Source organism: Hydrogenophaga taeniospiralis CCUG 15921 (genome assembly GCF_001592305.1).
Lineage (GTDB): Bacteria > Pseudomonadota > Gammaproteobacteria > Burkholderiales > Burkholderiaceae_C > Hydrogenophaga > Hydrogenophaga taeniospiralis.
This window is the reverse complement of the sequence record NZ_BCWR01000006.1, coordinates 284,346-307,299: the sequence shown is the minus strand read 5'-3', so window position 1 is coordinate 307,299 and position 22,954 is coordinate 284,346. Positions and strand designations below refer to the sequence as shown.

At 67.4% G+C, this 22,954-nt stretch carries 23 protein-coding genes; 12 read left to right on the top strand and 11 right to left on the bottom strand.

Features of this window, described 5'->3' with window-relative positions; all coding sequences use genetic code 11:
• The first annotated feature begins 50 nt into the window (after positions 1-50).
• Both mprF and HTA01S_RS10425 read left to right on the top strand, forming a co-directional pair.
• Complete coding sequence (gene mprF, locus HTA01S_RS10430; protein WP_218017333.1) at positions 51-2,642, top strand: bifunctional lysylphosphatidylglycerol flippase/synthetase MprF; 2,592 nt, start codon at positions 51-53, stop codon at positions 2,640-2,642.
• Positions 2,639-4,036 carry an AcvB/VirJ family lysyl-phosphatidylglycerol hydrolase gene (locus HTA01S_RS10425; protein ID WP_068170468.1) on the top strand — a complete coding sequence of 466 codons (1,398 nt, stop codon included), beginning with the start codon at positions 2,639-2,641 and terminating at the stop codon, positions 4,034-4,036. Before mprF ends, HTA01S_RS10425 begins: the two co-directional genes overlap by 4 nt.
• A 124-nt stretch (positions 4,037-4,160) precedes the next feature.
• On the opposite strand, the gene HTA01S_RS10420 is transcribed toward HTA01S_RS10425, so the two are convergent.
• Both HTA01S_RS10420 and HTA01S_RS10415 read right to left on the bottom strand, forming a co-directional pair.
• Complete coding sequence (locus HTA01S_RS10420) at positions 4,161-4,757, bottom strand: NADPH-dependent FMN reductase (RefSeq protein WP_084236010.1); 597 nt, start codon at positions 4,755-4,757, stop codon at positions 4,161-4,163.
• 170 nt (positions 4,758-4,927) lie between these two features.
• Complete coding sequence (locus HTA01S_RS10415; protein WP_068170465.1) at positions 4,928-5,263, bottom strand: TfoX/Sxy family protein; 336 nt, start codon at positions 5,261-5,263, stop codon at positions 4,928-4,930.
• A 122-nt stretch (positions 5,264-5,385) separates the two neighbouring features.
• Between HTA01S_RS10415 and mnmG the strand changes: the two genes are divergently transcribed.
• The 7 genes from mnmG to HTA01S_RS10380 all read left to right on the top strand — a co-directional run bounded on the left by mnmG (position 5,386) and on the right by HTA01S_RS10380 (position 12,022).
• Positions 5,386-7,386, top strand: a complete 2,001-nt coding sequence (mnmG, locus tag HTA01S_RS10410) for a tRNA uridine-5-carboxymethylaminomethyl(34) synthesis enzyme MnmG (RefSeq protein WP_068170461.1) — start codon at positions 5,386-5,388, stop codon at positions 7,384-7,386.
• On the top strand, positions 7,383-8,036 hold the full coding sequence (rsmG, locus tag HTA01S_RS10405; RefSeq protein ID WP_068170459.1) for a 16S rRNA (guanine(527)-N(7))-methyltransferase RsmG: 654 nt from the start codon (positions 7,383-7,385) through the stop codon (positions 8,034-8,036). The genes mnmG and rsmG overlap by 4 nt, the downstream gene beginning before the upstream one ends.
• Positions 8,037-8,533: 497 nt before the next feature.
• Positions 8,534-9,148 carry a LysE family translocator gene (locus HTA01S_RS10400; protein WP_068170456.1) on the top strand — a complete coding sequence of 205 codons (615 nt, stop codon included), beginning with the start codon at positions 8,534-8,536 and terminating at the stop codon, positions 9,146-9,148.
• A gap of 114 nt (positions 9,149-9,262) precedes the next feature.
• Positions 9,263-10,033 carry a ParA family protein gene (locus tag HTA01S_RS10395; protein WP_068170455.1) on the top strand — a complete coding sequence of 257 codons (771 nt, stop codon included), beginning with the start codon at positions 9,263-9,265 and terminating at the stop codon, positions 10,031-10,033.
• A 16-nt stretch (positions 10,034-10,049) separates the two neighbouring features.
• Positions 10,050-10,598 (top strand): RBBP9/YdeN family alpha/beta hydrolase, encoded by a 549-nt coding sequence (locus HTA01S_RS10390; RefSeq protein WP_068170452.1) that lies wholly within the window; start codon positions 10,050-10,052, stop codon positions 10,596-10,598.
• Positions 10,589-11,083, top strand: a complete 495-nt coding sequence (locus tag HTA01S_RS10385) for a hypothetical protein (RefSeq protein ID WP_068170450.1) — start codon at positions 10,589-10,591, stop codon at positions 11,081-11,083. The genes HTA01S_RS10390 and HTA01S_RS10385 overlap by 10 nt, the downstream gene beginning before the upstream one ends.
• A gap of 15 nt (positions 11,084-11,098) precedes the next feature.
• Complete coding sequence (locus tag HTA01S_RS10380; RefSeq protein WP_068170447.1) at positions 11,099-12,022, top strand: ParB/RepB/Spo0J family partition protein; 924 nt, start codon at positions 11,099-11,101, stop codon at positions 12,020-12,022.
• A gap of 367 nt (positions 12,023-12,389) precedes the next feature.
• Here the strand turns inward: HTA01S_RS10380 and HTA01S_RS10375 are convergent, their stop codons facing one another.
• The 4 genes from HTA01S_RS10375 to HTA01S_RS10360 form a co-directional block, all read right to left on the bottom strand.
• Positions 12,390-13,229, bottom strand: coding sequence for a hypothetical protein (locus HTA01S_RS10375; RefSeq protein ID WP_068170444.1), 840 nt, complete (start codon positions 13,227-13,229; stop codon positions 12,390-12,392).
• Positions 13,230-13,287: 58 nt separating this feature from the next.
• Positions 13,288-13,869, bottom strand: a complete 582-nt coding sequence (locus HTA01S_RS10370) for a tetratricopeptide repeat protein (protein WP_068170442.1) — start codon at positions 13,867-13,869, stop codon at positions 13,288-13,290.
• 167 nt (positions 13,870-14,036) lie between these two features.
• Entirely contained in the window at positions 14,037-15,461 is a 1,425-nt protein-coding gene (locus HTA01S_RS10365; protein WP_068170440.1) for an FAD-binding oxidoreductase, read from the bottom strand.
• Between the two features lie 119 nt (positions 15,462-15,580).
• Positions 15,581-15,886, bottom strand: coding sequence for an EF-hand domain-containing protein (locus tag HTA01S_RS10360; RefSeq protein ID WP_068170438.1), 306 nt, complete (start codon positions 15,884-15,886; stop codon positions 15,581-15,583).
• Positions 15,887-16,098: 212 nt separating this feature from the next.
• Between HTA01S_RS10360 and HTA01S_RS10355 the strand changes: the two genes are divergently transcribed.
• The 3 genes from HTA01S_RS10355 to boxB all read left to right on the top strand — a co-directional run bounded on the left by HTA01S_RS10355 (position 16,099) and on the right by boxB (position 18,708).
• Positions 16,099-16,665: a cob(I)yrinic acid a,c-diamide adenosyltransferase gene (locus HTA01S_RS10355; protein WP_068170436.1), complete on the top strand. Its 567-nt coding sequence runs from the start codon at positions 16,099-16,101 to the stop codon at positions 16,663-16,665.
• Positions 16,662-17,042: a hypothetical protein gene (locus tag HTA01S_RS10350; RefSeq protein WP_068170428.1), complete on the top strand. Its 381-nt coding sequence runs from the start codon at positions 16,662-16,664 to the stop codon at positions 17,040-17,042. Before HTA01S_RS10355 ends, HTA01S_RS10350 begins: the two co-directional genes overlap by 4 nt.
• A gap of 229 nt (positions 17,043-17,271) precedes the next feature.
• Complete coding sequence (gene boxB / locus HTA01S_RS10345; RefSeq protein WP_068170811.1) at positions 17,272-18,708, top strand: benzoyl-CoA 2,3-epoxidase subunit BoxB; 1,437 nt, start codon at positions 17,272-17,274, stop codon at positions 18,706-18,708.
• A 4-nt stretch (positions 18,709-18,712) separates the two neighbouring features.
• On the opposite strand, the gene HTA01S_RS10340 is transcribed toward boxB, so the two are convergent.
• The 5 genes from HTA01S_RS10340 to HTA01S_RS10320 form a co-directional block, all read right to left on the bottom strand.
• A complete protein-coding gene (locus tag HTA01S_RS10340; protein WP_068170813.1) occupies positions 18,713-19,834 on the bottom strand; it encodes a PilT/PilU family type 4a pilus ATPase in 1,122 nt (373 codons plus the stop codon).
• Between the two features lie 123 nt (positions 19,835-19,957).
• Positions 19,958-20,803 (bottom strand): expansin-like protein, encoded by an 846-nt coding sequence (locus tag HTA01S_RS10335; RefSeq protein ID WP_068170425.1) that lies wholly within the window; start codon positions 20,801-20,803, stop codon positions 19,958-19,960.
• 108 nt (positions 20,804-20,911) lie between these two features.
• Positions 20,912-21,334 (bottom strand): hotdog fold thioesterase, encoded by a 423-nt coding sequence (locus HTA01S_RS10330; RefSeq protein WP_068170423.1) that lies wholly within the window; start codon positions 21,332-21,334, stop codon positions 20,912-20,914.
• A 116-nt stretch (positions 21,335-21,450) separates the two neighbouring features.
• Entirely contained in the window at positions 21,451-21,852 is a 402-nt protein-coding gene (locus tag HTA01S_RS10325) for a ribbon-helix-helix domain-containing protein (RefSeq protein ID WP_068170421.1), read from the bottom strand.
• A 63-nt stretch (positions 21,853-21,915) separates the two neighbouring features.
• Positions 21,916-22,494: a DJ-1/PfpI family protein gene (locus tag HTA01S_RS10320; RefSeq protein WP_068170417.1), complete on the bottom strand. Its 579-nt coding sequence runs from the start codon at positions 22,492-22,494 to the stop codon at positions 21,916-21,918.
• Positions 22,495-22,954 lie beyond the last annotated feature (460 nt).

The following is a 22,954-nucleotide window of genomic DNA, read 5'->3' as shown; positions in this document are numbered from 1 at the left end:
CTCTGCCGCCGACTTGAGATCGCGGTGGGCGTGTCGATGACCCCCTGTATTTGTTTGATGCCCTGGCCCACACCGTGAAGATCCCCACCCCTGAAACGCTGCTCGCCCGACTGACGCGCTGGCGCCTGTGGCTGTACGCCGCGCTGGCCCTGCTGCTGGGCGCGCTGCTGGTGCAGGCGGCGCACAAGGTGATGGCCGAACTCAGCTACGGCGCCATCGTCGAGGCGGTGCGCGGCACGCCGCCGGCCACCTTGCTGCTGTCGGTGCTGGCCACGGCGCTGAGCTTTCTGGCGCTGACCTTGTACGACCGCTCCGCCCTGCAATACGCGGGCGCCCGGCTGCCCTACCGCGTGGTGGCCGAGACCTCTTTCATCGCCTTTGCGCTGTCCAACACCATGGGGCTGGGCGTGCTCACGGGCGGCGCGGTGCGCATGCGCCTGTATGGTGCGGCGGGGCTGGAGGCGGGGCTGATTTCCCGCGCCATCGCGTTCAACGCCGTCGGTTTTGGCGTCGGCATCGTGGTGGTGGGGGCGGCCGCGGTGGTGTGGGGCGCCGGTGCGGTGGCGGCCATGGTGGGGCTGTCGGCCGGGCTGCTGAAGGCCCTGGGTGTGGCGGTGCTGCTGGCGGCGGCGGGGTTCGTCGGGGTGTGTCGTGGCGGTGGTGACGATCTGCGTCTGGCCGGATGGTCGCTGCGCCTGCCGAGCGCGTCGATCGCGGCCCAGCAGCTGCTGGCCTCGGCCCTGGACGTGGTGGCGGCCGCGGCCGCGCTCTGGGTCTTGCTGCCTGAGGGAGCGATCGGTTTCCCCGCCTTCGTGGGCTTCTATGCGCTGGCCATTGCCCTGGGGGTGATCAGCCACGTGCCGGGCGGCCTGGGGGTGTTCGAGGCAGTGATGCTGCTGGCCCTGGGCCACCAGGTGCCCGCCCACCAGCTGGTGAGCGCGCTGGTGCTCTACCGCGCTGTCTACCACCTGTTGCCGCTGGTGCTGGCGCTGACCTTGCTGGTGCTGTCCGAGCTGCAGCGCGGTGCCGCCACGCCGGTGGTGCGGGCGGCGGCCAGTCTGTCGCCGCTGCTGCTGTCGGCCTTCACCTTCGTGATCGGCGTGATGCTGCTGGTGTCGGGCGTGACGCCGGCCAGCGAAGACGCAACCGCCGCGCTCGCGCAGCTGATGCCGCTGCCCATCGTCGAAGCGGCGCACTTTCTGGGCAGCATCATCGGGCTGGCGCTGCTGTTCGTGGCCCGGGGCATGTTTCTGCGGCTCGACGCCTCCTGGTGGGCTGGCCTGATCCTGGCGCTGGTGAGTCTGGTGCTCTGCCTGCCCAAGGGCATCGCGGTGTCCGAAGCGGTGTTGCTCAGCGTGCTGACGGCGAGCCTGGCGCTGTCGCGCCGGCAGTTCAACCGCAAGGCGGCGCTGTTTTCGCAGGCCTTCACCAGCGGCTGGCTGGCCGCGGTGGCCGTGGTGGTGGCGGCCACCGGTGCCCTGCTGTTTTTCGTCTACCGCGACGTCGCCTACGTGAACCAGGTCTGGTGGCAGTTCGCCTTCGATGGCCACGCGCCGCGCTCGCTGCGGGCCATGGTGGCGGTGGCGTTGCTGGCCCTCATCGTCGCCCTGGTTCAGCTGTTGCGCCGGCCCCACCCGGCGCTGATCAAGCCCAGCGCCAGCGATCTGGACCAGGCGGCGCGCATCGTGCGTGCGCAAGGGGTGGCGGGCGCGGGGCTGGTGATGATGGGCGACAAGAGTCTGATGGTCTCCGAGTCGCAGCGCGCGTTTGTCATGTTCGGGCGGCGCGGCCGCTCCTGGGTGGCGTTGTACGACCCGGTGGGGCCTGCGAGCGAGTGGCCCGAGCTGGTGTGGCGCTTCGTCGAGCAGGCCCGCGAGTCCGGCGGGCGGGCCGCGTTCTACCAGGTGCGCCCCGAGGCGCTGCCGGTCTACCTGGACGCCGGCCTGCGTGTCTACAAGCTGGGCGAGTGCGCGCTGGTGGACCTGCCCGGCTTCAGCCTGCAGGGCAAGCAGCGCTCCAATCTGCGCCACGGCGTGGCGCGTGCGCAGCGCGAAGGCCTGAGTTTCGAGGTGCTGGCGCCCGGTGCGGCGGCGCCGGTGTTCGACGAGTTGCAGGCGATTTCAGACGCCTGGCTGAACGACCACAACACGGCCGAGAAGGCTTTTTCGCTCGGCGCGTTCCAGCGCGACTACGTGCTGGGCCAGCCGGTGGCGCTGGTGCGGCAGGCCGGGCGGGCGGTGGCGTTTGCCACCCTGATGTGCACCGACCAGAAGATCGAGGCCAGCGTGGACCTGATGCGCCAGCTGCCCGACGCGCCGCGCAGTTCGATGGATTTCCTGTTTGCCCAGGTGATCCTGCACTTCCAGGCCCAGGGCTTCCAGCGCTTCAACCTCGGCATGGTGCCGCTGGCGGGCATGGCCCAGCACCCGCTGGCGCCCAACTGGCAGCGCCTGGCGCGCCTGCTGTTCAACCACGGCGAGAACTTCTACAACTTCCAGGGTCTGCGCGCCTTCAAGGCGAAGTTCGATCCGGTCTGGGAGCCCCGTTACCTCACCGCGCCGGGCGGGCTGGCGCCTTTCATCATCCTCACCGACATCGCCGCTTTGATCGCCGGCGGCTTCCGACGGGTCATGTCCAAATGAACACCTTTGCCACCGCCTTGCTGGCGTTTTGTTGTGCGCTGACCGCGCCGGGTCTGGTCCAGGCGCAGGAAAAAATCTCGCACGGCCGCTTCAAGGACGTGTCGCTCTACCGGCCCAAGGGCGAGGTGAAGTCGTTCGCCATCCTGCTCTCGGGTGAAGCGGGCTGGACGCCCGCCATGGCCGCGCTGGCCAGGCCGCTGGTGGAGCAGGGCGCGGTGGTGGCGGGCGTGAACACGCCGCAGCTGCTGGCCCTGCTGGAGAAAGACGGCGGCGACTGCGCGCTGCCCGACGGCGATTTCGAGAACCTGTCGCACTTCCTGCAAGGCTATGCGCGTCTGAAGGCTTATTACCCGCCGCTGCTGGTGGGGCAGGGCTCGGGCGCCAGCCTGGCCTACGCCTTGATCGCTCAGGCGCCCGAAGGCACGTTTGGCGGCGCCTTGTCGGCGGGTTTCTGCCCCGAGCTGGTGTTTGCCAAGCCCTTGTGCAAAGGCGAGGGCGTTCATTTCAGGCAGCAGGCCGACAAGCGTGCCCTCACTTTGTTGCCTGCCGAGAAGCTGCGAGCGCCCTGGATCGCCTTGCACGGGAGCGACGACAAGGTGTGCGAGGCCGGGGCCGCCCAGGCCTTCGTGGCCCAGGTGCCCGGGGCCGAGCTGGTGCCGCTGGCGGGGGCCACCGAACACGGCGTGCTGTCCGGCAAGGGCGGGCTGACGGCCTACCAGGCCGCCTACCGCAAGCTCGCGGCGGGGGTGGTGGTCAAGCCGCAGGGCGCGGGCAGCGACATCGCCGACCTGCCGCTGGTGGAGGTGCCGTCCAGCGTGCCGTCCGACGTGTTTGCTGTGCTGGTGTCGGGGGATGGCGGCTGGGCTGGCCTGGACAAGAAGGTGGCGGCCGTCATGGCCACTCGCGGCGTGCCGGTGGTCGGGCTGGATTCGCTGCGCTATTTCTGGAAGCAACGCACGCCGCAGGGATTGGCCAGCGACCTCGACAGGCTGTTGCGGCACTACGCCGTGCAATGGAAGAAGAGCCGGGTGGTACTGATCGGCTATTCCCAGGGGGCCGACGTGCTGCCGTTCGCGCTGAACCGCATGTCCAGCGCGTCCCGCAGCCTGGTGGCGCACACGGTGCTGATCGGGCCGGGCGAGAAGGCTTCGTTCGAATTCAAACTGTCCAACTGGGTGGTGCGCAACCACCTGGGTCTGCGGCTCAAACCCGAGCTGGCCAGCTTGTCGGCCGCCACCACCACCTGCCTCTACGGCAGCGACGACCGCGACACCATCTGCCCCACGACCTCGACCGAACTGGTGACGCCGGTGCAGCTCAAGGGCGACCACCACTTCGGCGGCAACTACGAGCTGCTGGGCGAGCAGATCCTGTTGCACGCAAAAGTGCCTTAGACAGAACACCCCCGCCGCGCTGCGCGCGACCCCCCGAGGGGGCGGCACTGGCCGTCCGGCGAAGCCGGCCCGGCGGTGCCCTGGGGAGGGTCACTTCATGCGTTGTGGGTCGCGCTCCGATGTCTCAGTCTGCAAAGCGGCGGGCGGCGTTGAGTACTTGGTCCACCACGCCTTGCACGCTGGTGCGGGCGGCCTCTGCGATCAGTTGTCCGTCTGCATCAAACGCTTCGCCAGCCTTGGACAGCGCGAATTGTTTGGGCGACACCCAGCACTGCAGGTTCATCAGCAGCGGCGCCAGGTGGCTCAGGCTGCGCAGGCCGCCGAGTGCGCCGGGCGAGGCCGAGAGCATGCCCACCACCTTGCCGGCAAAGGGCTTGCCGCCGTTGGCCCACAGCGGGTCGTCTTTGACGGGGCGCGACACCCAGTCGATGGTGTTTTTCAGCAGGCCGGTGTAGCTGCCGTTGTACTCGGGTGAAACCACCAGCCAGGCCGGGTGGGTGTGGAAGATTTCCTTCAGGCGGATCACGTCGCGTGGGATGCCGCGCGCTTCCAGGTCGCCGTTGTAGAGCGGCAGATCGAAGTCGCCCAGCTCCAGGTGGGTGACCTGGGCGCCGGCGGCGCGGGCGGCGTCGGCCGCGACCCTGGCGAGCTTGCGGTTCCAGGACTGGGCGCGGCTGCTGCCGGCGAAAACGAGGAGGGGGATGGGGGTGGCGGTGGTCATGCGTGGGTCTTGGTGGTGCGCGCGGCGGTGCGGGCCGTCGATGGGCGGCCCGGTGGGCCGCGTGGATGTTCCGATTGTGGGGCTGGGGTGTCCGCCTCGGAGCCAGAGGGTTTTCGGGCTTGGCCGCGGGCGGGTGTGCGGGTCTGGGCGAAAGGCGCCCGGTTCAGCGCTCAGCGGCGTGGTGTCTTCGGCGCGCCGAATTCTTCCAGCGCGTCCAGCGCCAGCAACAGGCTGGTGCGGTGCTCGCGTGCCACGGTCTGCCAGGGCAGGCCGGTGAGCGCCGCTTCGAGCCCCCAGAGCAGGTTGAGGCTGGCGCGTGGGTCGCTGCGCTTCACCCGGGCGTAGGCGGCCACCGATCCCAGCCGCCGCAGCGTGGTCAGATCGGGAATGCCGGCCGCTGCCAGCATGGCCTGCGACTTCGGGCCGAGGCCGGGCAGGGCGGCCAGCGCCGGTTCGCCGGTTGCGCGTGGGGTGGTGCTGGGCACGGGTGGGCGGCGAAGGGGCATTGATGGGACAATTGCGGGTTGCCCGAGCCAGACGCCGGCCGGGCGGCGGGTGTTTCACGTGAAACACACCGCATCCGCATTGTCGGGCAGCGCGCCAGCCGCCGTGCCCTGGAGCTTTCACCATGTTGTACCCACAAGAATTTGATGTCATCGTCGTCGGCGGTGGCCACGCCGGCACCGAGGCCGCGCTCGCCGCCGCGCGCATGGGCTGCGCCACGCTGCTGCTCACGCACAACATCGAGACGCTGGGGCAGATGAGCTGCAACCCCAGCATCGGCGGCATCGGCAAGGGCCACCTGGTGAAAGAGGTGGACGCGCTGGGCGGGGCGATGGCGCTGGCCACGGACGAGGGCGGCATCCAGTTCCGCATCCTCAACAGCAGCAAAGGCCCGGCTGTGCGCGCCACCCGCGCCCAGGCCGACCGCATTTTGTACAAGGCCGCGATCCGTCGCATGCTGGAGAACCAGCCGAACCTGTGGCTGTTCCAGCAGGCGGTGGACGACCTGATGGTCGAAGGCGATCGGGTGGTGGGCGCCGTCACGCAGGTGGGCATCAAATTCCGCAGCCGCACCGTGGTACTGACCGCAGGCACCTTTCTCGATGGCAAGATCCACGTCGGCCTGAACAACTACGCCGCCGGCCGCGCCGGTGATCCGCCCGCCATCAGCTTGTCGGCCCGGCTGAAGGAGCTGAAGCTGCCGCAGGCGCGCCTGAAGACTGGCACCCCGCCGCGCATCGACGGCCGCAGCATCGACTATTCCAAGTGCCAGGAACAACCGGGCGACGGCGTGCCCGGTGGCATGAACCCCGACCAGCCGGTGCCGGTGTTCAGCTTCATGGGGCAATCGGTACCTCACCCGAAGCAGGTGCCGTGCTGGATCACCCACACCAACCTGCGCACACACGAGATCATCCGCAGTGGCTTCGACCGCAGCCCCATGTTCACGGGCAAGATCGAGGGCGTGGGCCCGCGCTACTGCCCGAGCGTGGAAGACAAGATCAACCGCTTCGCCGACAAGGACAGCCACCAGATCTTCCTGGAGCCCGAGGGCCTGACGACCCACGAGGTCTACCCCAACGGCATCAGCACCAGCCTGCCGTTCGACATCCAGTACGCGCTGGTGCGCAGCATGCCGGGGCTGGAGAACGCCCACATCCTGCGCCCGGGCTACGCCATCGAATACGACTACTTCGACCCGCGCTCGCTCAAGAACAGCTTCGAGACGAAACAGATCCAGGGCCTGTTCTTCGCCGGCCAGATCAACGGGACTACGGGCTACGAAGAAGCCGCCGCCCAGGGTCTGTTCGCCGGGCTCAACGCCGCGCTGCAGGTGAAAGGCGAAGCGCCCTGGCTGCCGCGCCGCGACGAGGCTTACCTGGGTGTGCTGGTGGACGACCTCGTGACCCAGGGCGTGACCGAGCCCTATCGCATGTTCACCAGCCGGGCCGAGTTCCGCCTGCAGCTGCGCGAAGACAACGCCGACATGCGCCTGACCGAAGCCGGTCGCCAGATGGGCTTGGTGGACGATGCGCGCTGGGACGCCTTCAGCCGCAAGCGCGATGCCGTGGCGCGGGAAACCGAGCGCCTGAAATCGACCTGGGTGAACCCGCGCAACCTGCCGGCGGCGGAGAGCGAGCGGGTGCTGGGCAAGGCGATTGAACACGAACACAACCTGTTCGACCTGCTGCGTCGCCCGGCCGTGGGTTACGCCGATCTGCTGGGCATGGGCGGTGGCAAGTACCACCCGGCCGCCCGGGCCGACGACGCCGATGCCCGCCCGGTGGTTTCACGTGAAACACTGGGAGAGCTGTACGAGCCGGTGGTGGAGCAGGTGGAGATTGCCGCCAAATACTCGGGCTACATCGACCGCCAGAAGGATGAGGTGGAGCGGGCGTCGCACTACGAGGGTCTGAAACTGCCGGTTGATCTGGACTACCTGCAGGTGACGGCGCTCTCGTTCGAGGCACGGCAGAAGCTGGCCAAACACCGGCCCGAAACCTTGGGGCAGGCCTCGCGCATCTCGGGCATCACGCCGGCCAGCATCTCGCTGCTGCTGATCCACCTGAAGAAGGGCGGCTTCAAGGGTTTTGCCACTGTGACGGTGGAAGGCGCCGAGGCATGAGCCAGGATGTGCTGACTTCCGGTCTTCGAGCCCTGGGCTTGCAACTGAGCGACGAGCAGGTGAGCCTGCTGCTGGACTACCTGGCGTTGCTGCAGAAGTGGAACAAGGTCTACAACCTGACCGCTGTGCGCGACCCTGCCGAGATGATGACGTACCACCTGCTGGACAGCCTGGCCGCCATCGGCCCGCTGCTGCGCCAGACCGGCGGTCAGCCGGTGAAGTTGCTGGACGTGGGCTCGGGTGGCGGGCTGCCGGGGGTGGTGATCGCCATCACCTGTCCGCAGATCGACGTGACGTGCGTGGACACGGTGGGCAAGAAGGCCGCGTTCATCCAGCAGGCGGCCGCTGCCCTGAAACTGCCGAACCTGCGGGGTGTGCACGCGCGGGTGGAATCGTTGAGGGCGGAAGAGGGCGCCGGCTTCGATGTGGTCTGCTCGCGGGCCTTTGCTTCGCTGGTGGATTTCACGGCCTGGTCTTCGCCGGCGCTGAAACCGGGGGCGGTGTGGATGGCGATGAAGGGCAAACATCCTTCTGAAGAGATCGCTGCGTTGCCGGCTTCGGTGGCGGTGTTTCACGTGGAACAGTTGGTGGTGCCGGGGCTGGATGCGGAGCGTTGCATCGTGTGGCTTCGTCCGTCTCCTTCGGTCTGAGTCCTTCTCTTCCCCCGCGTTTCGCTCGTTGCACCTCGCGTCAGGCCGGTGGCGTCATGCGCGTTCTCCGGCCCACGCTCGCGGGCTGACTGATTTGTTCGCTGGCGTCGCTTCGTCAACGCCGGGCTGACACGCCTCTTATTGTGGCGGCCGCGAATGGCCACTACCGTCCTGTGAGTGGCGGTTGTGGGCGTCCTTTGGACGCCTGTTGGGTGACCCTTCTGTCACTGGGGGTGGTTGGTTTGGGTGGGAGGGTGCAGGCCCGATTCGCGGTTGCCACAGAGCGGGTGCGCAAAACAGGTCTTGACGCCAGCCCGGCAGCACGCCAAAAGCATCTGCCCGCGAGCGTGGGCCGGAGCAATCCCAGCCGGACCAACCACCTCTGCGAACACGCCGCGAGCGCAAAACGCAACGCAAAACGCAACGCAAGCAAAGACACACAGAAGAAGAGCAGGGCAGTCACGTAAACTCAGCCCCTCAACTCCCGGGGTTTTCACATGTTCGGCATCGCAGATTACGGCGCGTTTGTCGCCGCCATTGTTTTGTTCCTGGCCATTCCCGGCCCGGGCAACCTCGCACTCATCACCTCCACCGGCAAGGGCGGCGTCCGCGGCGGGCTGGCGGCCACCTTCGGCCTCATTGCGGGCGACCAGGTGCTGATGTGGATGGCGGTGGCCGGTGTGGCGGCCCTGCTCGCGGCCTACCCCACGGCCTTCAGCGCCGTGCAATGGCTGGGCGCGGCCTACCTCGCCTGGCTGGGCTTCCGGATGCTCACCGCCAAGCCCGGCGCCAAACCCGTGCTCAACATCCGCCCGCGCCAGTACTTCCAGCAGGCGCTCACCATCACCCTGCTCAACCCCAAGGCCATCGTGTTCTACATGGCCTTCTTCCCGCTGTTTGTCGACCCGGCGAACCACCAGGGGCTGCTCACCTTCGGCGCCATGGCCGCCACCATCGCCGTGCTCACCTTTCTGTACGGCCTGATCGTGGTGCTGCTGACGCACCATCTGGCCGAACGCATGCGGGCAAACCCCCGGATCGCGCGCACGCTGGAAAAACTCGCCGGCATTTTCCTGATTGGTTTCGGCATCAAGCTGGCCATCACCAAATGAGCCCTGCCGCCATGAAAGCACGCCACGGCGTGCGGGGTGCCGGGTCGTCCCAAGCCGCGCGCGCCTCTTTGAGCGGTGGTGCGGTACCCGAAGTGACCTGCCTGGGGGCCATGCATGGCTAAGATTTTCTGTGTCGCCAATCAGAAGGGCGGCGTCGGCAAGACCACCACCACCGTCAACCTCGCCGCCGGCCTGGCCAAGGTGGGGCAGCGCGTGCTCATGGTGGACCTGGACCCGCAGGGCAACGCCACCATGGGCTCGGGCGTGGACAAACGCAGCCTGGAACTGACGGTGTACGACGTGCTGCTGGAGTCCGCCACGGTGGCGGAGGCGGCTGTGCTGTCGGAGAAGTGTGGCTACCACGTGCTTGGCGCCAACCGCGAACTGGCCGGGGCCGAGGTGGAACTGGTGGAGCTGGAGCGGCGCGACAAGCGCCTGAAAGCCGCACTCGCAGCGGTCGACGCCGACTACGACTTCGTGCTGGTGGATTGCCCGCCCAGCCTGTCCATGCTCACCCTCAACGGCCTGTGCGCTGCGCACGGGGTGATCGTGCCCATGCAGTGCGAATACTTCGCGCTCGAAGGCCTGACCGATCTGGTCAACACCATCAAGCAGGTGCACGCCAACCTCAACCCCGACCTGCAGATCATCGGCCTGCTGCGCGTCATGTTCGACCCGCGCATCACCCTGCAGATGCAGGTGAGCGACCAGCTCAAGGCCCACTTCGGCGACAAGGTGTTCGACACCGTGATCCCGCGCAACGTGCGCCTGGCCGAAGCGCCGAGCTACGGCCTGCCCGGCGTGGTGTTCGACCCGGCGGCGCGCGGGAGCCAGGCTTTCGTCTCCTTCGCCACCGAAATGGTCGAGCGCATCCGGGCGCTGTGACCGGCGACTGTTTCACGTGAAACCAGACAACGTCCTCATCCTGCCCGGCTGGCAAAGCAGCGGGCCAGACCATTGGCAGAGCCGCTGGGAAGCCTTGTACGGCTACCGCCGCGTGGACCAGCACGACTGGATGCGTCCCCGGCGCGGCGACTGGATCGCGCGGCTGGAAGATGTGATCCTGGGCACCGATGGCCCGGTGGTGCTGGTGGCCCACAGCCTGGGCTGCATCCTGACCGCCGCCTGGGCCGAGGTCTCGCGCAGCACTGCACGGGTGCAGAGTGCGCTGCTGGTCGCCCCCGGTGACGCCGAGCGCGAGGAACTGCGCGGCGTGCTGCCCAGCTGGTCACCCATCGTGCGTCAGCGCCTGCCGTTCCCGAGCATCCTGGTGGGCAGTCGCAACGACCCGTATTGCAGCTTCGAGCGCGTGCAGGGTCTGGCCGAGAGTTGGGGCTCCCGCTTGGTCGATCTTGGCGAGCGGGGGCACATCAATGCCGAGTCGGGTTTGGGGGCTTGGCCTGAAGGACGAGGGCTGCTGGCCGAGTTGGAAGGTGGCGCATGCGCTTGAAGCTGTGGTCCGACAAGACACCGGCGCACGCAGGTGTGAATTCGACGCGCACGGGATTTTTCGACACGACATTCGGGATCGTGTCCGTCGTGGCCGAGGCCTTCGCGGGCGTGCTGTCTTTGACCGGTATTCCGGTCGCCCTGTTTTTTGGCAAGCTCTTTCTGGCGGCCATCCTGGCCGGCGTCGTGTGTGGTGTGGTGTTGCGCCTGCGTCGCAGGCGCCCAGCTGTGCGGACTGAAACGACCTATCGCCTGCCCCTGTGGAGCAGCCCCGGGCTGTTGGCGCTGTCTGTGGTGGAGGTGGCATTCCTGGTGGAAGCCACCAAACTGCCGGTGCGCACCGATCAACCGGATTTCTCCCAAACCAACTGGCTGCTGGTCCTGCTGGCGGTTGGTGTCGCTTATTTCTTGCAGCGTGCCTGGTTCCGTCGGTGGTTTGCCCGACAACCTTCCTTGCACGCACAAGCTCAACAGAACAAACACTGACGCTCAGGAAATGCCATGGTCACCAAAAAACCCAAAGGCCTAGGCCGCGGACTCGAAGCCCTGCTGGGCCCCAAAGTGGCGGAAGCCACTTCGCCCGACGCGCAGGAAAACGAGCGCAACCAGACGCCGACCAGCCTGCCATTGACCGAGCTCGTGGCGGGCGTCTACCAGCCGCGCACGCGCATGGACGAGGGCGCGCTGTACGAGCTGGCCGAGTCGATCAAGGCCCAGGGCATCATGCAGCCGATCCTGGTGCGCAAGCTGGTCGATGGCCCGAACGCTGGCAAGTACGAGATCATCGCGGGCGAGCGGCGCTTCCGCGCCTCCCGGCTCGCGGGGCTGGACAGCGTGCCGGTGCTGGTGCGCGATGTGCCGAACGAGGCCGCTGCGGCCATGGCGCTGATCGAGAACATCCAGCGTGAAGACCTCAACCCGTTGGAAGAAGCCCAGGGTTTACAACGTCTGGTAAAGGAGTTTGGGCTCACTCACGAACAGGCGGCCCAGGCCGTGGGCCGTTCGCGCAGCGCGGCGAGCAACCTGCTGCGCCTGTTGCAACTGGCCGAGCCGGTGCAGACCATGCTGATGGCGGGCGACCTGGACATGGGCCATGCGCGTGCGCTGCTGACGTTGGACAAGGCCACCCAGATCACGGCCGGCAACCAGATCGCGGCCAAAAAGATGTCGGTGCGCGAGGCCGAGAGCCTGGTGAAGAAACTCAGCGCCGAGTTTGAACTGGCGCCGCAGAAGCTGAAAAAAGAGAAATCGCGCGACATCAAACGCGTCGAAGAAGAACTGTCGGACCTGCTGACCGCCGAGGTGGAGGTGCGGGTAAAAAAACGCGTCAAGCGCCACGGCCGGGTGGAAGAGCAGGGCGAGCTGGCGATCCAGTTCGGTTCGCTCGACGAGCTCAATGGGCTGATCGATAAACTGAGGAAGTAGCCCCCTGCGCCGCTGCGCGGCTTCCCCCAAGGGGGACGGCGCCCTTTGACCGGCGGAGCCGGATCGTCGGCACCTCTGGGCAAAACACTGGCGCGCCGATTGCGCTTCCAGTCATCGGGGCAAGAGACACATCAGACCCAAGTCAATTCCAGGTACAACCCAAAAAACAAGGCCTCCAGAAGGAGGCCTTGTTCGATGGAGGGGAAGCCCCTCAGCAGATGCCGAAGGTCCGGCTCCGCCGGCCCAAGGGCATCGTCCCCCTGGGGGGAAGCGGCGCAGGGGGGGCGACGATCCGCCGCCGGGCCGCCCCAAGGCGGATCAGCCCCCTCGGGGGGCAGCGACTCGCACAGCGGCGGAGCGTGGGGGTTCAGTTCCCGACTTTGAGCTGACCACCGCGGCCCAGGCCGCCCTTGACTTCCTGTGCCTTGTAGTTGCGCAGCGAAATCACCATGTTGTTGTAGGCGTCGGTGAACGCGGCCACGGTGGCCTTGCCGGCCGGGGTGCGTGAGAAGCCACCGAGTGTGCCACCGGCGCTGGGGCCGAAGGCGCCGAGGGCCGCGCCGTAGTTGGTGGCCGTGGCATTGCCTTCGGAGATGGCAATCTGCACACCCGAGCGGATGTCCAGCAGGGTCATGGTGACCACGGAGGCCTTGCTCTCCAGGCCGCCAGCGAGCACGGCCAGGTTGCGGTTGCGGCCGCCGAGCAGGCCACCGAGCGTGCCGGCGAGCTGGCCGGTGGACTCGTTGTCGATGATCACGGCGGGTTCCAGGTAGTAGTCGGCGGCGACGCGCTGACCCTTTTGCTGCTTGGAGCCTGCGCGGAATTCGCCCGAGTTGCGTTGCTTGTCGGTGATCGCGGAGATCTTGCTCTCGGTGCGGTTGTTGCCGATCGAGGTGATCACGAAGCAGTTCGACTGCTGCACCGCCAGACGGATCAGCGGCTCAATGGTGGTGACCTGGGTGGCGGCGCCGAAGCTGGCGTACCACTCCTTGCCGCGACCATCGTCCACGGCCAGCGTGCCCAGCGGCGAATCGCAGCGCTCCAGGCCGCTGTTGGCGTTGACGCTGGTGCTGCCGCCAGCCGAACCGGTGGTGGCGGTGGGGCTGCCACCGGTGGACACGATGCCGCCACCCGGGGTGACGCAGCCGGCCAGGGCCAGCGAGGTGGCCAGAGCGGCCCAGCGGAGAGTGGTCGAGGTATGGCTCATATGAAGCTACTTTCTTTCTTGATGGACGGATGCTTGAGGTGTGTGAATGGGCAGGGCTTCAGCGGTCGTACCAGCCGCTGGGCCCCCAATGCCAGTAGTAGGTGTAGCCGGTGTACCAGTAGCCGGCCCAGGATTTGCGGTGCGCCTCCCGCCACTGGTAATACCGCTGCTCGTCCTTTTTGGCGGCCGTGGCTTCCGCGAGCAGCTTTTTGGCCTCCTTGCTGCCCTTGGCCGCGGCCATGGTCAACCAGGTTTCGGCCTCTGCGGGGTCGGAGCCCATCTCCTCCAGCCCCATCAGATAGAAACGACCGAGCGCCAGCTGGGCGCCCACCACACCACGCTCGCCCGCGTTGCGCATCCACTGCAGGGCCTGGTAGCTGTTCTTTTCCACGCCGTCGCCGCGGAAATAGCGCAGGCCGAGGTCGAAGGCCGCGCGTGGGTCTTTGTCGGCCAGCACGGTGAGGGCGGCCAGACGCTGCTCGGCGACGGGGTCGCTGGGTTCCACCTGGAAGCTGGACGAGTTGCGTGGACGGTCGGAGCAGCCCGATGCGTCGCAGATGCGCACGGTGCTGCCCGGTTCGGGCGTCTGCGCGCTGGCCGTGACAGCAACCAGCAGCAGGGAAAAAAACAAACGGTTCATGGCGGGCAACCTCCCTGTGTTTCAGGTACACATTTGGTATTCAAGTATAGCCAATCGGGGTGTGCTGCGGCCCTCGCGACGGGCCATGGCGCGGGCGGCGAAGCTGCCCTGATACCCCATTCGGGGGACGCACGCAAGACGCGGTGCAGCATCCGCACAGCGCTCTCTCAGAGCGTGAAGATCTTGCCGGGGTTGAGGATGTTGTCCGGGTCGAGCGCGCGCTTGATGCTGCGCATCATGTCCACCGCGCCCGTGCCGGCCTCGGTGAGCAGGAAGTCCATCTTGTGCAGGCCCACGCCATGCTCGCCGGTGCAGGTGCCTTCCAGGCTGAGCGCCCGGGCCACCAGCTGGTGGTTCAACCCCTCGGCACGTTCGCGCTCTTCAGCGATGGCCGGGTCGATCAGGTAGCCGAAGTGGAAGTTGCCGTCGCCCACGTGGCCGACCAGGAAGTAGGGGATGCCGCTGGCGTCGGCCTCGGCCACCGAGTCGAGCAGGCAGTCGGCCAGGCGGCTGATCGGCACGCAGGTGTCGGTGCTGATGGCGCGGCAGCCCGGCTTGCTCTGGATCGCGGCGAAGTAGGCGTTGTGCCGCGCGGTCCACAGACGGGTGCGCTCTTCGGGTGTGGTGGCCCACTGGAACTCGTTGCCGCCGAAGTCGGTGGCGATCTCCTGAACGGTTTCGGCCTGCTCCTTCACGCTCGCGGGCGAGCCGTGGAACTCCATGAGCAGCATGTGTTCTTCGCGCAGGCCGAGTTTGCTGTGCGTGTTGACCATGCGCACGGTGTTGGCGTCGATCAGCTCGCAGCGCGCGATCGGCACACCCAGCTGGATCACCTGGATGACCGTACGCACCGCCGCTTCAATGGTGGGGAACGAGCAGGTCGCGGCCGAGATCGCTTCGGGCAGCGGGTAGAGCTTGAGCGTGACTTCGGTGATCACGCCCAACGTGCCTTCGCTGCCCACCATCAGGCGCGTGAGGTCGTAGCCCGCGCTGCTCTTCTTGGCGCGCGTGCCGGTGCGGATCACTTCGCCGCTGGCGGTGACTACTTCGAGCGCCAGCACGTTCTCGCGCATGGTGCCGTAGCGCACGGCGTTGGTGCCGCTGGCGCGCGTGGCCGCCATGCCGCCGATGGAGGCGTCCGCGCCGGGGTCGATGGGGAAGAAAAGGCCCTCGCTTTTGACCGCTTCGTTCACGGCCTTGCGCGTCACGCCGGGCTGCACCGTCACGGTCAGGTCTTCGGCGTTGATGGACAGCACCTGGTCCATGCGGCTGACGTCGATGCTGATGCCGCCCTGCACCGCGAGCAGGTGGCCTTCGAGCGAGGAGCCCACGCCAAACGGGATCACCGGCACGCGGTGTGCGGCGGCCAGTTTCACCGCGTCGGCCACGTCCTGCGTGCTCTGGGCGAACACCACCGCGGCGGGTGGCGGCACGTCGTACACCGACTCGTCGCGACCATGCTGTTCGCGCACGGCCTGGGCGGTGGAGCACTGGGCGGCGAAACGGGTCTGCAGCGCGGCCATGAGCCCGGGCGGTACCGGGCGCTGCCGGATTTCAGGGGTCAGATGGGCGAGGTTTTCGGGGGCGTTCATGGCGGTCTCCGTTCTGGGCCAATCCTGGGGCCGCCCAGTTTACCGCCGGGGTTGTGCACCGACACCCGCCCCGCGCAGAGCCCCCGATGGCCGGCGCGGTACCGGGGTGGTTCAGGCCGTCAGCCTTTGGAGCCCTTCATGGCCCGCATGAATTCGGCCATGGAAATGGCGCCGTCCTTGTTGACATCGATCTGTGCGAAGCTTTCCGCCACGGCGGGCAGGCTCTTGGCCTCTTCGCGGCTGAGCGAGCCGCTGGCGTCCTTGTCGGCGGTGGCGAACGCGGCGCTGATTTCGCTGTTGTTGGCCGGGGCGTCGGGCAGTGTGGAGTCCTGGGCGAATGTGGCGCCGGCCGTGCCCAGCGTGAGGGTGGCGAACAGCATGACGCTGCGGGCTTCAAACAGGGCGATTCGTTTTCGGTCGAACATGGGATCTTGCTCCTTGAGTGTTGAAAGTGAGCCCGTCCAGAGGCGACGGGCTGGCCCATTTCAAGGGAAAAAGGCCGGCAGGGCGAATGGTTTTGCCTGCGGTTGCCTCGCTGACAGGATGCTTGCCTCAGACACATTTCCCAGCCCGCTGTAACGGCTGCCGAATCCCCCGCACAATGCGGGATTCGCACCCCACCGACGAAGGAGACCCCATGGGCAACCGCCTGACGCAGATCGCCACCCGCACCGGGGACGCGGGCACCACCGGCCTGGGCGACAACACCCGGGTGTCCAAACACAGCCTGCGCGTGCACGCCATGGGCGACGTGGACGAACTCAACTCGCACATCGGCGTGCTGCTGTGCGAAGACATGGCCGATGACGTGCGCGCGCTGCTGGTGGAGATCCAGCACCAGCTGTTCAACCTCGGCGGCGAGCTCTCCATCCCGGGGTTCGAGCTGCTCAAGTCGGACGCGGTGCTCGCCTTGGACGAAGCGCTGGCCACCTACAACGAGCAGCTGCCGCGCCTGCAGGAGTTCATCCTGCCCGCGGGCAACCGCGCGGCGGCCCAGGCCCATGTGTGCCGCACCGTGGCGCGCCGCGCCGAGCGCGCGGTGGTCGCGCTGGGGCTTGACGAGACCCTGCGGGAAACCCCGCGCCAGTACCTCAACCGGCTCTCGGACCTGATGTTCGTGCTCGCGCGCGTGCTCAACCGCATGAACGGTGGTGACGACGTGTACTGGAAGAGCGAACGCCTGGCGCGCGGGGCAGCCGAGTGAACGCGGTGCGCTGCACGCTGGTGGCCCCGATGCTCTGGGCCACACTGGCGCTGGCCAGCGCCCAGGCCACGGCCCAGATCGCTGACGCACCGGGCCGCCCGGGGGAAGGCACGCAGCGCGTCGGCCTGGTCTGCGAGGCGGTCTATCTGCCCGCGCGCACGCCCTGGCTGCGCGGCGTGGAGATTGCCTACGACCAGCAGCGCGTGCGCAGCGTGCACATCGACGGCATACCGGTCTACACGTTCACGGTGCAGGGCACGCTGATCCTCACGGCGCTGGACAACGAGCGCATCCAGATCGACACCGCCACCCTGACCTGGACCAGCGATTTCCGGGGCCTGGCGACGGCGCAGGGCCGCTGCGAACGGGCCCGCTGAGCGCCTTCACACTTCCACCGGGGTAACGGCTGGGCGGGGCCCGGGCGCCCGGTATCCATTTCTGGGCTGCATTTGATCTGGCGCAAACCTGCGCCCGAAAATAAGCAGGATAGTACGCATCGCCTGCTCCGAAGAAGGCATTAAAGTGCATTGAATCCACCCAGGAGACCCCATGAGTTCAGAAGACACCTTGATCGAAGCCCCGGAATCGGTGAACAGCGACCGTTTCGTGGAAGTCAGCTACGACGACGCCATTCCCAACAACGTGGACCTGTCCTCGGACCGCACCTTGCTGCGTGCGCTGGAAAGCTGGCACCCCGGCTACCTGGACTGGTGGCAGGACATGGGGCCCGACGGCTTCCAGGAAGCCGACGTGTACCTGCGCACCGCCGTGGGCGTGGACCCGGCCGGCTGGGCCAAGTTCGGCTACGTGAAGATGCCCGAGTACCGCTGGGGCATCCTGCTGGCGCCCAAGGTCGAAGGCCGCACCATCCCGCACGGCAAGCACAAGGGCGAGCCGGTCTGGCAGGAGGTGCCGGGCGAGTACCGCGCGCTGCTCAAGCGGCTGATCGTGGTGCAGGCCGACACCGAGCCGGCCTCGGTGGAGCAGCAGCGCTACCTGGGCAAGACCGCGCCCAGCCTGTACGACATGCGCAACCTGTTCCAGGTGAACGTGGAAGAAGGCCGCCACCTCTGGGCCATGGTCTACCTGCTGGTGAAGCACTTCGGCAAGGACGGCCGCGAAGAGGCCCAGGCTCTGCTGGAGCGCCGCAGCGGCCAGCAGGACAACCCGCGCATCCTCGGGGCCTTCAACGAGCGCACGCCGGACTGGTTGTCGTTCTTCATGTTCACCTACTTCACCGACCGCGACGGCAAGATGCAGCTAGCCGCGCTGGCCGAGAGCGGCTTCGACCCGCTGAGCCGCAGCTGCCGCTTCATGCTGACCGAAGAAGCGCACCACCTCTTCGTGGGCGAGACCGGCGTGGGCCGCACCATCGAGGCCACCTGCGCCGCCATGAACAAGGCCGGCATCACCGACCCCTTTGACACCGAAGCGATCCGCAAGCTGGGCGTGGTGGACTTGCCGCTGCTGCAGCGCAAGGCCAACTTCCACATGAGCGTGACGCGCGACCTGTTCGGCTCCGAGATCTCGTCCAACGCCGCCGACGCTTTCAGCGCTGGCCTCAAGGGTCGCTTCAACGAAGCCAAGCTCACGGGCGACGACCACCAGCTGCAGGACGCCACCTACGCCGTGACCCGCGTGGTCGACGGCCGCCTCGTGACCGAGGACGTGCCCGCGCTGCGCGCCATCAACAGCCGCCTGCTCGACGACTACATCGCCGACTGCCAAGGCGGCATCGATCGCTGGAACAAGGCCATCGAGAAAGCAGGTATCCACTTCCGCTTCACCCAGCCGCACAAGGGTTTCAACCGCAAGATCGGCGAGTTCGCCGGCCACGCCATCAGCCCCGCTGGCGAGCTGCTGGGCGCCGAGAGCTGGGCCGCGCTGAAGGACGAGTGGTTGCCCAACGGCGACGACATCGCTTTCATCCACTCGCTCATGAAGCCCTGCCACCAGGCCGGTGCATACGCCAGCTGGATCGCGCCTCCGCGCATGGGCATCAACCAGCAGCCGGTGGACTACGAGTACGTGAAGATCGACTGAGCGATCAGTCGATGCGCAGGCCCTGCGTGTCCGGCCGTTTGCCCGCGTTCAGCCGGATGCGCAGCGACAGGTCGGTGCGCGAGTCGGCGTTGTCCACCGCCTGCTCGGCGGTGATCTCGCCCTGCTGGTACAGGTCGTAGAGCGACTGGTCGAAGGTGGCCATGCCCAGCTCGTTGCTCTTGGCCATCGCTTCCTTGATCTCGTCGGTCTGGCCCTTCTGGATCAGATCGGCGATGTAGGGCGAGAGCAGCATCACCTCCACCGCGGGCACCAGCTTGCCCACGGCGCCACGGATCAGCCGCTGGCCCACCACGCCCTTGAGGTTGAGCGACAGGTCCATCAGCACCTGGCGGTGCGCGGCTTCGGGAAAGAAGTTCAGCACGCGTTGCACCGCCTGGTTGGCGTTGTTCGCGTGCAGGGTGGACACGCACAGGTGCCCGGTCTCGGCGTAGGCCATGGCGTGTTGCATGGTTTCGCGGTCGCGGATCTCGCCGATCATGATCACGTCGGGCGCCTCGCGCATGGCGTGGCGCAGGGCTTCGTCGAACGACTGGGTGTCCAGCCCGACCTCGCGCTGGTCGACGATGGATTTGCCGTGGGCGTGTTCGAACTCCATCGGGTCTTCCACCGTCAGGATGTGGCCGCTGGTGGACTGGTTGCGGTGGTTGAGCATCGCGGCCAGCGTGGTGGACTTGCCCGACCCCGCGGCCCCCACCACCAGCACCAGCCCGCGCTTGAGCATGGACAGCTTCTTGAGCACCGCCGGCAGCTTGAGCGACTCCAGCGTCGGAATCTGCGCGTTGATGTGCCGCACCACCACCGCCACGTCGCCGCGCTGGCGGTAGACGTTCACACGGAAGCGGCCCAGGCCCTCGATGGTAATGGCCAGGTCGCATTCGAGCGTGGATTCGAAGTCGCGGATCTGTGTCTCGCGCATGACCGAATAGGCCAGCCGCTGCACGCGGGAGGCGTCGAGCACCGCTTCGGACAGGCGTTTGACCACCCCCTGTACCTTGATCGAAGGCGCAGCGCCGCTGGAGAGGAACAGGTCGGACGCCCCTTGCTCCACCATGATGGACAGGTAGTGGCCGAGGTCGTCGTTGTGCGAGAGCGGGTTGGGGTCCATGGCGGGGTCGGTGAGGTTCATCGAACTGTACGTCCAGCTTATCGGCGCGAACGGGGAAAAATGTCAAGCCTTGCAGTCCCACCCGCCCGCGTCGGTCGCCCGGCCGGACGTCCTCATTCCCCCTCAGTGGAGCGGGTAGCTCGCGCTGGCCGCGCCGAGTTGCGCGGGGCTGAGCTGCACGGTCGCCTTCGTGCCATCGACGTAGTTCACCGTGATCAGGAACGTCGCGGCGCTGGACTGCAGCACCGCAGCGACGGGGACCTCGTACGCGTTCTCGACGTTGGTGGTGTCGAAGGCGAAGCTGCCCTGCGCCGAACTGCCGGTGTCCTGGTAGTCGATCGAAGCCACCCCGGTGGCGGGGTTGTGCACGCGCACGCGCGACCACCAGGGGTTGCTGCCGTCCTTGACGTTCAGCGTGGGCGCGCCGTCGGACACGCCGGGGTGGCCGCCGCAGGCCACGAAGCGCCACTGGCCCGCGTAGCGCCCGAAACCGTCGGCCATCACCGCGCTGGGGGCGGTGCCACCCAGGTCGATGCCGCAGTGGTCGTCCGGGCACTTGTCCACGATGCGCACGGTGGTGGTCTTGAGGCCCTGCGAGGTGAGCACGGTGACTTCGGCGCACTGGCCGCAGACCTTGCCGTGCTGCCATGGCCCCTGGCCGTCGCCGGCCGCCACGTTGGCGTGGATGGCGGCGTAGGACTGGATGTTCGTGGAACCGTAGCCGCAGGCGCCGCCGTTGCTCGCACTCGTGCTGTACAGGGTGACGTTGCCTTCGCCCCCGGTGCCGGAGACGGTGGGCGCCACCGGGGTGGCCGCGTTGCACGATCCGGTGCATTGCGTGGGCAGGGCGCTGCTGTTGCCGGTGCCCGTGCCGCCCGTGGCGGTGTCGGTGCTGGCGCTGCTGCCGCCGCCACAGGCGGCCAGCGCCAGCACCAGGGCCGCGCAGAGCCCGACAAATGCGGGCTTCAAGCCCGATGCCCATGCGGAACCAAAAGACAGATGCACGGTGTTCTCCCTCAGCGGACAAAAAAAAGAAAACGAAACGACCGGACCCCGGGCGATGTCTCCCCGCCTGGTTCAGCGCGGCGCCAGCACCGCCATGGTGATGCGCGAGACGCAGGTCAGCTCGCCCGCGTCGTTGGTCAGATCGATCTGCCAGACCTGGGTGGTGCGCCCGATGTGCACTGGCCGCGTGACGCCGGTGACCCAGCCGCTGGTGGCGCCCTTGAGGTGGTTGGCGTTGATGTCCAGGCCCACGGCGCGGTGGCCTTCGGGGCAGCTGTAGGCCGCGCCGCACGAGCCCAGCGTCTCGGCCAGCACCACGCTCACGCCGCCGTGCAGCAGGCCGTAGGGCTGTTTGGTGCGGGTGTCCACCGGCACCCGCGCGCGGATGAAGTCGTCGCCGACCTCCAGGAATTCGATGCCCAGGTGCTGCACGGCGGTGCCCACGTGGATGGCGGTGAGTTCTTTGACAGAGAGGGGTTTTTTCCAGAGGGTCATGGGGGTGGAACAGGCTGCGGGTTGGGGGACGGATCGCCCACACTGTAGCGGCCCACCGCCCGCGCGCACAGCGCCGGGTGTCGCCTGCGCCCACCGACGGCCGCGCCGCGGCAGCGTCAACCCTTGCGCCGCAGTGCCACCACCGTGCCCGACGCCGTCGCGGGCGGCAGCGCCCAGTGCGAGGGCAGCGCGTGCAGCACGGCGCGCGCGTCCAGCGAGCGGATCGGCACCGCGTTGTCCATGGGGATGCGATCGTGCGCCTGCAGCGCCATGTAGCGCAACGCGCTCACGCGCAGGAAGGACGCGAAGTTGCCCACTCCGCCGCGCGCGGCCACCAGCTCGTCGTACAGCTTCTCAATCAGCTGCACCACCGCCATGCCGTCGCGCTCGCCGATCTCGGTGAGCACGTCCCAGTAGAGGTTTTCCAGCCGGATGCTGGTGACCACCCCGTGCAGCCGCACCGAGCGGGTGCGGCTGGCGTAGCTCTCGGGGTCGGCGCTGATGAAGACTTCACACATGGTGACACTCCTGCGTTGGCGGACGAAGCTGCCTGGTCGGCGGCTTCACACGGGGGATGCGCATCAATGTGTGATTGTCGTGCCCAACACCGCCAGGAACTGCGCGATCCAGGCCGGGTGGGCCGGCCAGGCGGGGGCGGTGACGAAGGGGCCGTCGGTCACGGCCTGGTCCACCGCGATGTGGGCGTAGATCGCGCCCGCGAGTTCCACCTCCACCTGGCAGGCGGGGTAGGCCGAGATGGTGCGGCCCTTGATGTCGCCCGTGGCCGCCAGCAGCTGCGCGCCGTGGCAGATGGCGGCCACCGGTTTGCCGCCGCCGGTGAAGTGTTTGACCAGCGCCACCACGCTGGCGTGCATGCGCAGGTACTCGGGGCCACGCCCACCGGGAATCACCAGACCGTCGTAGGTCTCGGGCTTCACGTCGGCGAAGCTGGCGTTGAGCGTGAAGCGGTGGCCTGGCTTTTCGCTGTAGGTCTGTGCGCCTTCGAAGTCGTGGATGGCGGTGAGGATGAAGTCGCCGGCCTTCTTGTCGGGCGCCACGGCGTGCACCGTGTGGCCCATCGCCTGCAGCGCCTGGAACGGCACCATGGTTTCGTAGTCTTCGCAGTAGTCGCCGCAGATCATCAACAGTTTCTTGCCCATGGGAGTCTCCTGGTGGTGTGGGGGGATCGGGAGACGATTGTTGAAGCGCGGTTGGTGGCCGGGGTAACAGCCGGCTGCTGCCGACATAAGGGTTTGCCCTGATCGGCCCCGCTGGTCACAGCCTTCTCCGGCGAATGCCGCCACCCTCTATGACTACGCCTACTGGGTCAGCGACGGGCAGCAATGCAGGCGAGGGCGACGACGCCTACGACCGGGGTATCAACGGACTGAGCTCGGGAAACGCAGGGATGGAGTTGTCGGAATGTCAACCTGACCCTGTCAAGTTTGACAGGGGTGAGATGTTACTTCTGTAACATCTGGAGATCATTGCAAACCTTTGCACATACTCGACGGCTCCGTAAGAGGCTGGCGGTCCCCCGCGGTGGCGCTGGCGCTTGAATGCCTCTACAGATTCCCAATTGATTTGGGGACTATTTGGTTTGATAGTGCAACCTTGTTT